An 11,592-nucleotide genomic window follows, 5' to 3' on the forward strand; every position below is an offset into this window, starting at 1 on the left:
GCGATCAAACGCGACCAGCTCGGCCGAGGCAAGATGGGGCCATGCTCCCCGTTCCGGAGAGTGCCAGCGTTGCGGCCTTGGCCTCGGGCTTCCGCTCGATGTCCTGCGTCGCATCGAACTCGCGCGGCAGGCTGCCGCTGCCTTGCGGGTGCTCTGCATGCCAGCGGACGCTCGCATCGAACTCGGCAGCAATGCGCTGGTTGTCGCGCACCTGTGTGAAGCGAAACCCGCTCCGCCGTCCCAGGGATCGTCGGGCCTCTCCATCTTCATGGTAAATTAGATATTGCTAATTAAGTGTCATCTAATTATAGCTCGGTTGGATGCGGGGACATCCGGCCTAAGCGGTCCCGCAGCCTGCATACGGAGCCCATAGCGCTCGCAGGTAAGTCCCTGTGGCAGTTCGGGAGAGATCACCATGGACGGCTTCACGCCACTCAGCGCCACCCTCGGCGGCGTCATGATCGGCGCCGCCGCTGCCCTGTTCCTGCTTCTGAACGGACGGATCGCCGGCATCAGCGGCATCCTCGGCGGTCTGCTCGCCCCGCCCTCGCACGAGACGGGATGGCGGGCCACCTTCCTGGCCGGTCTGGTCCTGGCACCGCTGGTCTACGTCGGCCTGGGAGGAAGCCTGCCGCCGGTGACCGTCGATGCCTCGTTCCCGCTCCTGGTGGTCGCGGGCTTGCTGGTCGGGTTCGGCGCGCGCCTCGGGGCCGGCTGCACCAGCGGCCACGGCGTCTGCGGCATCGGTCGCGGCTCGCCCCGCTCCCTCGCCGCCACTGGCACCTTCATGGCCGTCGCCATCCTCACCGTCTTCGTCACGCGTCACCTGCTCGGAGCCTGAGCCATGGCCAGAGCCGTTTCCGCATTTGCCGTCGGCCTGTTGTTCGGGCTCGGCCTGCTCGTCTCCGGCATGGCCAATCCGGCCAAGGTCCTCGCCTTCCTCGACGTAACCGGACGCTGGGATCCGAGCCTTGCCTTCGTCATGGCGGGCGCCGTCGCGGTCTCGGCCGCCGGCACCCTCGTCGCACGGCGGCGCGGCCGGCCGCTGCTCGCGTCCCGGTTGGAGATCCCGACCCGGCGCGACCTCGACCCGCGCCTGCTCGCCGGTGCCGCGGTCTTCGGCGTCGGCTGGGGCTTGGTTGGCCTGTGTCCCGGGCCCGCCTTGACCCTCCTGACGGTCGCGCCGGCCCCCGCCACAACCTTCGTGGCCGCCATGGTCGTCGGCATGCTGCTGTTCCGCCTCGGGCCCTCCGCGGCCTCGAAGCCGACGGCCGTTCAAGCGGCTGACGCGTGATGTCCGGCTTGCTCACATCCGGTCTCGCCACCGGCCCGGGCGGGGTCAATGGGGCGATCCTCGGCCTCGTCGGCGGGGGCAGCTCGATCCTCGCGTGCCTCGCCTGACCTACGTAGTCGGCGTGAGCTCGCCGCACGTCGCCATCGGCACGAGCGACCTGGCGGTCTCGGTCAGCGCGGCGGGCAATCTCGTCTCGCAATAGCGGAGCGGGAACGTGAAGTGGCGATGCGCGGCCGCGTTCTCGCTTGCAGGCGTCCGCGACGGAGGATGGAGCGGACTGACACCTCAGGCGGAAAAGGTGTGCTTCTATTCGTCCGGGCTCCATCCTCTCAAAAGTTGGAGCCTCCAGGGAATCCGGAGCGGTTCAGTCCCGTTTGATCAAGCCGGAGTGCTCGTACTCTGCGAGAAGAGGCTGAAGCTGCCCTGATCGGGTGACGGTGGCGACGAGAGGGATGACCATGTTCCGCCTTCTCCCTCGGTTGTGTGCCCTGCTCCTCGTCGCTGGGCTCGGCTTGCAGGCGCAGGCGCAGCCGGCCGCGCCCGCTGCAGTCCCGGTCGGGACGGCCTTCGCCCAACGCAAGGCCATCGATCAGGCGCTCGATTTCGTCGGCCGCGTCGAGGCGGTCGGTCGTGTCGAGGTGCGCGCGCGTGTTGTCGGTTTTCTGGATGCCGTCCAATTCAAGGAGGGAGAGCCGATCAAGGAGGGGGCGCCGCTCTACCGGATCGAGCCGGACCTGTTCGAGGCCGCGGTCAAGCAGGCCGAGGGCGCGCTCGAGCGCACCAGGGCTGCCGAACTTCTGGCAGCCATCCAGTTGCAGCGGGCGCAAGACCTACTCGATAAAAGCTCCGGGACCGTCGTAGCCCGCGATCAGGCCCGCGCCGCGCGGGACCAGGCGAAGGGCGCCGTCATGGGCGACGAGGCGAGCCTCCAGACGGCGCGGATCAATCTCGGCTACACGCAGATCTTCGCGCCCATTTCCGGCCAGATCGGCCGCACCAGCGTCACCAAGGGCAACGTGGTCGGGCCCGACAGCGGCGCTCTCACCACGATCGTCAGCCAGGATCCGATCTACGTTACCTTCCCGGTGAGTCAGCGCGAGTTCCTGCGCTACCAGCAGGGCGGGGCGCGCCCAGACCGAAGCAAGATCGGAGTCCGGATCCGTTTTCAGGACGGCTCGGAATACGGTCAGGTCGGCCGGGTCGACTTCGTCAACATCAGCGTCGACCGCGCGACCGACACGGTCGTCGTGCGCGCCACGATGCCGAACCCGGCCGGTGCGCTTCGCGACGGGCAACTCGTGCGCGTCAACCTTCAGGCCGGGCAGCCGGAGCAGAAGGTCGTCGTGCCGCAATCCGCCCTCATCGCCGACCAGGGCGGCGTCTACGTGTTCGTCGTCGAGGAAAGCCGGGCCAAGATACGGCGCGTCAAACCAGAGCCTGGCGGCACCGGAACGGACGCGGTCATCGCGGAGGGCCTCTCGGGCGGCGAGGTCGTCATCGTCGACGGGCTGCAGCGGGTGCGGCCCGGGATCCTCGTTCAGGCGACCCCGGTCAGCGAGACGGCCAGCAGGATCTGACGTCCATGTTTTCCGCCATCTTCGTCGATCGGCCGCGCCTTGCGGTGGTGATCGCCATCGTCATCTCGATTGCGGGCGCGCTGGCGCTCCTGACGATCCCGGTGGCGCAGTACCCCGACATCGTGCCGCCGCAGGTCTCGGTGACCACGACCTATCCGGGCGCATCCGCCGACGTGGTGGAATCGACGGTCGCGCAGCCGATCGAGTCCCAGGTCGTCGGCGTCGACAAGATGATCTACATGAAGAGCGTCAGCGGCAACGACGGCAGCTACACGCTCACCGGCTCGTTCGAGCTCGGCACCGATCCCGACATCAATGCGGTCAACGTCAACAACCGCGTCCAGATCGCCCTCGCCAAGCTGCCCGAGGACGTTCGCAAGCAGGGCGTCACCGTCAAGAAAAAATCCTCGGCCCTTCTCGGCGTCCTGGCGGTCTACTCGCCAAAATCGACCCAAGACCCGCTTTTCATCTCCAACTACGTCACGATCAACCTGCTCGACCGCATCAAGAGCACGCCCGGCGTCGGCGATGCGACGCTGTGGGGCCCGCAGGATTACGCGATGCGAGCCTGGGTGCGCACCGACCAGCTCACCGGGCTCAGCCTGACCACGGGCGATGTCATCGGGGCGATCCAGGCCCAGAACGTGCAGGCGCCGGTCGGGCGGATCGGTGCACGGCCGATCTCGGACGAGCAGCAGCTTCAGCTCAGCATCCAGACGCAAGGGCGGCTGACCTCCGCGGAGCAGTTCCGCAACATCGTGTTGCGCACCAACCCGGACGGGTCGGTGCTGCGCCTCGGCGACGTGGCGAGAGTCGATCTCGGCGCGGCCAATCTCGACCGTGAGACGCGACTCAACGGCAGCCCGGCGACGGTGATCGCGATCTACCAGTCACCCGGCGCCAACGCCCTCTCGACCCTGAAAGAGGTCGAGAGGCGGGTCGGAGAGCTGGCGAAGACCTTCCCCGAGGGGTTGGCCTGGAAGGTCACCTACGATCCGACCGCCTTCATCACCGAAACGGTGCACGAGGTGCAGAAGACCCTGGTCGAGGCCTTCGTGCTCGTTGTGATCGTGGTGTTCCTGTTCCTTGGCAGCCTGCGCGCCACGCTGATTCCGACGCTGGCCGTGCCTGTCAGCTTGATCGGCACCTTCATCGTCCTCAAGGCGGTCGGCTACTCGGCGAACTCGGTCTCGCTACTCGCCCTGGTGCTCGCCATCGGGATCGTCGTCGATGACGCCATCGTCGTGGTCGAGAACGTCGAGCGCGTGATGGAGGAGCACCCGGAGCTGTCACCCCGGGACGCGACGAAGCGGGCCATGGCCGAGATCACCGCCCCGATCATCGCCATCACGCTGGTCTTGCTCTCGGTCTTCGTGCCGGTCGCCTTCGTGCCCGGCATCTCGGGCGAGCTCTTCCGCCAGTTCGCCGTCGCGGTCGCGGTCTCGATGTTCATCTCGGCGGTCAACGCGCTGACCCTGTCGCCGGCTCTCTGTGGCGTGCTGCTGCGCCCGCACCACGGCCCTCGTCGGGGTATCATGGGCATGGTGATGCGCTCCATCGACCGGGTCAGCAACGGCTATGGTGCCGCCGTGGCGCGCATCGTGCGCTTCTCGATCCTCGGTCTCGTGCTCGCCGGCGCCGCGGCCTACGGCGCGACCGAACTCGCGAAGCGAACCCCAACCGGCTTCCTGCCCGAAGACGATCAAGGCGCCTTCTTCGTCGTGGTGCAGTTGCCGGAAGGCGCATCGGTCGGGAGGACCTCCGAGGTCGTGGCCCGGGCCGAACAGATCCTGCGGCAGGAGCATGCGGTTGCCGACACCACCTCGGTGATCGGCCTCAACTTCATCGACAACTACTCCCAGGGCAACGCGGCCTTCCTGGTCGTGACCCTCAAGCCGTTCGAGGAGCGCAAGGCTGTCGCGGACGGAGCGGCGGCCATGATTGCGCGCCTCGGCCAGCAATTCCGGGAGATCCCCGGAGGCACCGTCGTACCGCTCGCCCCTCCACCCATCATCGGCCTCGGCACCGGCGGTGGCTTCAGCTACGTGCTGCAGGATCTGCGCGGTGGCGATCCGAAGGAGCTCGCTCAAGTCCTGCGCGGCTTGGTCGTGGCAGCGAACCAGGATCCGCAGCTCAACCGCGTGTTCAGCACCTTCTCGGCGACGAACCCATCGGTCTATCTCGATATCGATCGTGACAAGGCGCAGGTTCTCGGAGTGCCCCTGAGCGCCGTGTTTCAAGCGCTACAGGCTTCGCTCGGCGGCTACTACGTCAACGACATCAACCTGTTCGGCCGTACCTGGCAGGTGCAGGTTCAGGCGGAGGCCGCAGACCGGACCAAGATCGACGACATCTATCGGATCAACGTGCGGAACAAGGACGGCGAGATGGTGCCGCTGCGCTCGCTCGCGGAGGTCCGGATCGTGGTGGGGCCGCCGGCGCTGATCCGCTACAACAACCTTCGCGCCGTCACGATCCAGGGCTCGCCCGCGCCGGGCGTCTCGTCCGGTCAGGCGCTCGCCGCCATGGACGGCGTCGCGGCCCGGACCCTGCCTGCGGGCTTCGGCGGCGAGTGGACGGACACGGCGTTCCAAGAGAAGCGGGCCGAGGGCAAGACCGCCATCATCCTGGGCTTCGCGGTCCTGTTCGCGTTCCTGTTTCTGGTCGCACTCTACGAGAGCTGGACCATCCCCGTCCCCGTGCTGCTGTCGGTCACGGTCGGGATCGCCGGGGCCTACGCGTCCATGGTGTGGGGCAAGCTCACCCTCGATCTCTATGCGCAGATCGGCATGATCGTGCTCATCGGGCTGGCTGCCAAGAACGGCATCCTCATCGTCGAGTTCGCCAAGGAGCAGCGGGAGAAGGGCGTTCCGCTTCAGAAGGCTGCCACCGAAGGCGCGCGCCTGCGCTTCCGCCCGGTGATGATGACCTCCTTCGCCTTCATCCTGGGCCTGCTCCCCCTGGTCATCGCTGTCGGAGCCTCGCAGCTCGCGCGACGCAATGTCGGGACGCCGGTCTTTGGCGGCATGATCGCCGCGTCATTCCTCGGCATCTTTGTGATCCCGCCACTCTACGTCCTGTTTCAGGGCCTGCGCGAGCGGGCCTGGAGCCTCATGAGCCGCAAGGGAGCGAAACAGCGGGCGGAACCGCCGGCTGAAGGCGCAAGCGGCGCCCCGAAGCACTTGCCGGCCGAGTGATGCGATCGACCCCTTCGATGCGGGCAGGTGGGAGCATGACGATGCACGATATCGAGCAGGTCATCCCGACCACGAAGCCCGATGCGGGTCGGCCCCAGGCCGGGACCGCCAAGAAGCTCAAGAAAAAGGACTACGAGAGGGAATTGCACACCCTGCAGGTCAAGCTGTGCCATCTGCAGGACTGGGTCAAGCGAACCGGCGCCCGCATCATCATCGTGTTCGAGGGCCGCGATGCGGCCGGCAAAGGCGGGACGATCAAGGCCATCACCGAGCGGGTCAGCCCCCGGGTGTTCCGCGTCGTCGCGCTGCCGGCACCAACGGACCGGCAGAAGTCCCAGATGTTCATCCAGCGCTACATCGAGCATTTCCCGGCGGCCGGCGAGATCGTGATCTTCGACCGTAGCTGGTACAACCGCGCTGGCGTCGAGCGTGTCATGGGCTTCTGCAGCGATGCGGAGTATCGCCGGTTCCTCGACCTCTGCCCGCGGATCGAGCGCTTCATCGTCGATGGCGGGACCCAACTCATCAAATTCTGGCTGGAGGTTGGAAAGCAGGAGCAGAAGCGGCGCTTCCTGGCACGGATCGAGGATCCCCTCCGGCAGTGGAAGCTGAGCTCGATGGACCTCGAATCCTACGAGCGCTGGTACGCCTTCTCGAAGGCGCGCGACGCGATGCTGGCGGCCACCGACACTGACGACGCTCCCTGGCACATCGTCCGCTCCGACGACAAGCGGCGGGCGCGCCTCAACTGCATCACTCACCTCCTCTGCCTGATCCCCTACAGGGAACAGAAGCACGATGCGGTGATGCTGCCGAAGCGCAGCAAGGAGGATGCGTACGACGATACCCTCAGGAACAGGCGCTTCGTCACCGAACGGTACTGAGGTTGGGATCGCGCCGGGAGGATCCAGGGCAACCCCGCGGTTGAGGCGCGGCCGAGCGCCGGCAGGGCATGATGCGGAGTGTCTCTCAATAAACGCTCGCTGCGCCGTCGGTGCGAGAGGGCGGGCCGTCCGTGACCGGGCGTCTCGCGAGGCACTCTTAGCCATCTTCGACGTCGATGGTCATGCCGGTCAGCTCGCAACCGATGCCCAGGAGAGCTTCGCGGCGCACCGGCGCGGAGTTGGCCAGCCATTGGAACCGGCGCGCCGACAACCAGCCCCTCGTCGAAGACGCGGCGCAACGGCCTGCCCGCCTTCTCGGACTCAAGCCCGTCGTGATCGAGCGGTCATGGCTGCCATCCTGAAGGGCGGTGGAACCTATGCGCTGCGTGTCTCCCAGGTGAGTAAGAAGCCCACGTCACCCGGCATGCCGTCGGGAAAGTTGACGATCACGGCCTTCAGACCGTAGCCGGCCGGCTGCAGGCGGTCCCGCCAGAACTCGAAAGCTTGACGCGGGCGTCCGGTCAGGGTCTCGGGCCAACCGCTCTCGAAATTGTTGATGGCCCGTCCCCCGTCACTGCACATCACGTTCGGGAAACGCATCACGAGAAGTTCGTTCTTGCCCTGCTCGGCCGCGATCCGGAGCTTGTATATGAGCGACGTCATGATCTCGTGCACCTTCTTTGGCGTGACCTCGATGGTCTCGGACAGAGCCTTGATGAGCTCGGCCCGCGCCTCTTCGGCTCGATCCTCGGTCTGCAGGGCCTTCGCGGCCTTCAGTTTGGCCGTATAAGCGCCGAGTTCGGCGGCGGACATGAAGCTCTCGTCGCCAAGCTCGTGTTCGGTCTGTGGATTCGTCTTCAGCGCTTCCATGGCGAACTCCTGTTGTTCATGAGGCCGGTTCGCGCTGGACCTGGGCCAGCGCTTCGCACGTTCCGCGCGCGATCGTCATCTCCTCGTCCGCCGGAATGACCCAGGCAGCGGGACCGGGCCCTCGGGTCACCTGCGGGCCGCCGGAAGCATTGGCCGCCGCGTCGAGTTCGAAACCGGCCCAGGCGGCTCCCCGCAGAACTTCGGCCCGTGTGGCGACGTCGTTCTCACCGATGCCGCCGGTGAAGATGAGGGCGTCCAGGCCGCCGAGTGCCGCCACCAATGAGCCGAGTTCCCGCTCGATCCGGTAGACGAAGAGATCGATGGCCCGCTGCGCATCGGGATCGGTCGCCGCGAGGGAACGGAGCCTGCGCATGTCGTGCGACAGGCCGGAGACCCCGAGCAGGCCCGATTGCGTGTAGAGCATCCGCTCTGCCTCCTCCGGGGAGAGCTTCATCTCCCGCATCATGTAGAAGACGACCCCGGCATCCAGGCTACCGCAGCGCGTTCCCATGGGCAGTCCGTCGAGTGCGGAGAAGCCCATCGTGGTCGCGATGCTCCGCCCGCGCTCCAGGGCACACAGGCTGGCGCCATTGCCGAGATGAGCGACGACGACGCGGCCGGTGGCAAGGGCGGAGTCGTACTGCGCCAAGACCGAGGCGATGTGGGCGTAGGACAGGCCGTGGAAGCCGTAGCGGCGCACCCCCGCCTCGGTCATCGCGTGCGGTAGGGCAAAAAGCTGTGCGATTTCCGGCTGGTTGCGGTGGAACGCGGTGTCGAAGCAGGCAATCTGGGGGAGGTCCGGGAAACGCCGCCGGAGGATCCGGATCGGCGCCAAGTTGTGTGGCTGATGAAGCGGAGCGAGCGGTACTAGGCGCTCCAGCGCCTCCAGCACCTCCTCGTCCACCCGCACCGGCCTGCTATAGGCCCTTCCGCCATGGACGACCCTGTGCCCGGCGGCGGCGAGCCGGAAGCCGCTGCAATGCTCACGCAACCAAGCCGCCACGTGCAGGAGCGCCTCCTCGTGGCCGGACAGGCTTTCACGGTGGAAGGCTTGGTCGGCGACAACCGTCCCGGCGCTGTCCCGGATCAGCAGGTGGGGCGAACCGCTGAGTTCCTCGAACACACCCTTGAAGATGCGGCGTGGATCCGCGGTCCCGCCGAACGCGAACACTTGGAATTTGAGGCTCGAAGAGCCTGCGTTCAGTACAAGCAGGACCGAGGTCATCGCCTAGACCTCCGGAAGGGGCCGGCAGGCGCGCTGGGCGGCGGCGAACAGTGAGGCGACCGCACAGGAGGCGAGACGCGTGAGCCGAGAGTCGGCCCGGCTCGTCAGGATGATCGGGACCCGAGCCCCAAGCACGATCCCGGCCGCGTCCGCACGGGCCAGGAAGGTCAAGCTCTTGGCCAGCATGTTGCCGGCTTCCAAATCGGGGACCACGAGAACGTTGGCTTGGCCGGCCACCGGTGAGTGGATCTTCTTGATCCGTGCCGCTTCGGGGTCGATGGCATTATCGAGGGCAAGAGGGCCGTCTAGGATGCCGCCGGTGATCTGACCCCGGTCGGCCATCTTGCAGAGGGCCGCGGCATCGAGGGTCGAGGGCATCTTCGCGTTGATGCTCTCCGTCGCCGACAGGATGGCGACCCGCACCGACTCGACGCCAAGGGCTTGTGCGAGGTCGATGGCGTTCTGCGTGATGTCGCGCTTTTCCTCCAGCGAGGGCGCGATGTTGACCGCGGCGTCCGTAATGATCAGGGGCGTCGCATGGCCCGGCACGTCCATGACGAAGCAGTGGCTGACGCGGCGAGCCGTCCTTAGGCCGCCGTCCCGGCGCACCACCGCAGCCATCAACTCGTCGGTGTGGAGGCTCCCCTTCATGAGGGACTCGGCCTCGCCGGCGCGCACGAGAGCAACGGCCTTCTGAGCGGCCTCGTGGCTGTGACCGGCGTCGACGAGCCGGAACGCGCCGATATCCGCATCGAGTGCAACCGCGGCGGCGGCGATCTTTCCCAGTGGGCCTACCAGAATCGGTTCGACGATTCCGAGCGCGGAAGCTTCGAGCGCCGCCCCCAATGTGGCCGCGTCGCAGGGATGGACGACGGCGACCTGAAGCCTCGGCAGCGCCTGGGCAGCCACGATCAGACGGTCGTATTTCTCGTGTCCGCGGGTTTCGACCGCTGCCTGTTCGATGGTCGCAATCGACACCCTGGCCTCCTCTGACAGTTCAAGGAAAGGATCCGGAGCGGTCCTGTGCGACGGGCGTGGCCCTCGCACAGGTGCCTCGTCGCCTGCGCCGCGGAGACGAGGACCGCCAACTCATACGCTCTTGGGATCAGGCGGCTTGATCGGACGGGACGGATCGGCGGCCGACGGCGCTGGCCGCGTAGGCGATCCGAATTCTCCTCGGACCATCTTCCGGCGTTTGATCATGCACAACGATATGCGCCGCGGCGTGTTCTGGGTCACCTCCGCAACAACGGCGCACCCTGTCTTATGGGATGGTCTTCATTCTGGCTGAAGAACATTTGTGCACTATTGCCGGGACAGCCGCTTGCAACTCAGATGACGAGCGTCAACTTTCCATCGAAGATGGCGGCGTGACAGCCGACGGCGGCAATCCCGAAAGGAGCGATGTCATGGGAGACCTGTCATGCTACTCGGCCGTCGAGCGTCTTTGCGATGGGCGCGCCTTGGAGATCCGCGCGCTTCGGCCGGATGACCGGGAGCGGATGCTGGCAGCCATCGACCACACAAGCGCCCAATCGCTCTATCGCCGCTTCTTCGCTGCGAAGCGCCACTTCACCGACAAGGAGATTGCGTTCTTCCTCAACGTCGACTTCAGGGAGCAGGTGGCCTTGGTCGCGACCGCGGACGAGGATGGCGAGCAGGCGATCGTCGGCGGCGCTCGCTATGTCGCGACGCGGCCGGGTCAGGCCGAGGTGGCGTTCACCGTGATCGACGAATATCAGCGGCGCGGCATCGGTGCCGCGCTGGTGCGGCACCTCGTGGACATCGCCCGGGCGGCAGGGCTCACGGAACTGACGGCGGAGGTTTTGCCCGACAACGCTCCGATGCTGAAGCTGTTCGAGCGAACCGGACTACCGCTGAGCAGCCGACGCGAGGCGGACGCGGTCCACTTGGTACTTCGGCTAACCTGAGCACGCCTCAACTCGCGAGCCCATGAGATTTGGCACGGATGACCGTCATTACGGGCACGCGGCTGCGGGCCCGTGACCGAGAGCGCATTCCGACAAAGTGCAAACCGATTTGTCAAAAATGCGCGTCGAAACACGGGCCAGAGACGCCGAATCCGGACGCAATCTCCTGGGCTTGTCGGTCAGTAGGGGCGGCAAGTGCCCGAATACTGGTCGTAGAAGGCGTATCGCCCGCACCCGCCGTAGTTCGAGCCGTAATAACCGGCGGCCGCTGCAGCTCCGACCCCGGCCGCGGCGAGCCCGTATCCGGGACGGTACCCATACCGGCCGTAACCGTAGCGGCCATAGCCGTAGCCGTAGCGGCCGACCCCTCTGTGACCGTAGCGGCCGACGCGACCATAACCGCCGCGATAGCCGGCCACGCCCCGGCGATAGCCACCGGCCCCACCGCGGAAATCCGCCCGCCCGGCCACCGTGAAAGCCGCCGCCATGGATGCCGCCACCCCGGAAGCCTCCGCCTCCGCCGCCACGGAATCCGCGCGCATCTGCCGTGACGCTGGTCAGGATCAGGGCCGCGAAAGCCGCAGACGCAATCAGGAGAGTTTTCATGACGTTGT

General features: G+C 66.7%; 10 protein-coding genes and 2 pseudogenes. 7 read left to right on the forward strand and 5 right to left on the reverse strand.

All coding sequences use genetic code 11. From position 1 onward, the window contains the following. Nucleotides 1-4: 4 nt before the first annotated feature. Nucleotides 5-211: a hypothetical protein gene (locus M2437_RS02555; protein ID WP_253389280.1), complete on the reverse strand. Its 207-nt coding sequence runs from the start codon at nt 209-211 to the stop codon at nt 5-7. 204 nt (nt 212-415) lie between these two features. Here M2437_RS02555 and M2437_RS02560 point away from each other — a divergent pair, with 204 nt between their 5' ends. The 6 genes and pseudogenes from M2437_RS02560 to ppk2 all read left to right on the forward strand — a co-directional run bounded on the left by M2437_RS02560 (nt 416) and on the right by ppk2 (nt 6,952). Next, nucleotides 416-841, forward strand: a complete 426-nt coding sequence (locus M2437_RS02560) for a YeeE/YedE family protein (RefSeq protein WP_182569859.1) — start codon at nt 416-418, stop codon at nt 839-841. Between the two features lie 3 nt (nt 842-844). Continuing rightward, complete coding sequence (locus M2437_RS02565; protein ID WP_253389281.1) at nt 845-1,294, forward strand: DUF6691 family protein; 450 nt, start codon at nt 845-847, stop codon at nt 1,292-1,294. Further along, nucleotides 1,294-1,493 (forward strand): annotated as a pseudogene (locus tag M2437_RS02570) (hypothetical protein); the annotation flags it as partial. The gene M2437_RS02565 and the pseudogene M2437_RS02570, both read left to right, overlap by 1 nt. Nucleotides 1,494-1,752: 259 nt before the next feature. After that, complete coding sequence (locus M2437_RS02575; RefSeq protein WP_253389282.1) at nt 1,753-2,871, forward strand: efflux RND transporter periplasmic adaptor subunit; 1,119 nt, start codon at nt 1,753-1,755, stop codon at nt 2,869-2,871. A gap of 5 nt (nt 2,872-2,876) precedes the next feature. Beyond that, on the forward strand, nt 2,877-6,068 hold the full coding sequence (locus M2437_RS02580) for an efflux RND transporter permease subunit (RefSeq protein ID WP_253389283.1): 3,192 nt from the start codon (nt 2,877-2,879) through the stop codon (nt 6,066-6,068). 41 nt (nt 6,069-6,109) lie between these two features. Further along, nucleotides 6,110-6,952, forward strand: coding sequence for a polyphosphate kinase 2 (gene ppk2, locus M2437_RS02585; protein WP_253389685.1), 843 nt, complete (start codon nt 6,110-6,112; stop codon nt 6,950-6,952). Nucleotides 6,953-7,327: 375 nt separating this feature from the next. On the opposite strand, the gene M2437_RS02590 is transcribed toward ppk2, so the two are convergent. Genes M2437_RS02590 through M2437_RS02600 form a run of 3 tightly spaced genes read right to left on the reverse strand, consistent with a single transcriptional unit; the run spans nt 7,328 to nt 10,025 of the window. Beyond that, a complete protein-coding gene (locus M2437_RS02590; protein ID WP_015950086.1) occupies nt 7,328-7,822 on the reverse strand; it encodes a hypothetical protein in 495 nt (164 codons plus the stop codon). A gap of 16 nt (nt 7,823-7,838) precedes the next feature. Further along, nucleotides 7,839-9,047: an acetate/propionate family kinase gene (locus tag M2437_RS02595; protein ID WP_253389284.1), complete on the reverse strand. Its 1,209-nt coding sequence runs from the start codon at nt 9,045-9,047 to the stop codon at nt 7,839-7,841. 3 nt (nt 9,048-9,050) lie between these two features. Beyond that, nucleotides 9,051-10,025, reverse strand: a complete 975-nt coding sequence (locus tag M2437_RS02600; protein ID WP_253389285.1) for a phosphate acetyltransferase — start codon at nt 10,023-10,025, stop codon at nt 9,051-9,053. Nucleotides 10,026-10,456: 431 nt separating this feature from the next. On the opposite strand from M2437_RS02600, the gene M2437_RS02605 reads away from it, so the two are divergent. Further along, a complete protein-coding gene (locus M2437_RS02605; protein WP_085856899.1) occupies nt 10,457-10,978 on the forward strand; it encodes a GNAT family N-acetyltransferase in 522 nt (173 codons plus the stop codon). 179 nt (nt 10,979-11,157) lie between these two features. On the opposite strand, the pseudogene M2437_RS02610 reads toward M2437_RS02605, so the two are convergent. Beyond that, a pseudogene (locus M2437_RS02610) lies at nt 11,158-11,584 on the reverse strand (hypothetical protein). Nucleotides 11,585-11,592: the final 8 nt, after the last annotated feature.

Origin of the sequence: Methylorubrum pseudosasae (assembly GCF_029504475.1) — a bacterium.
In the GTDB taxonomy this organism is placed as follows: Bacteria; Pseudomonadota; Alphaproteobacteria; order Rhizobiales; family Beijerinckiaceae; genus Methylobacterium; species Methylobacterium extorquens.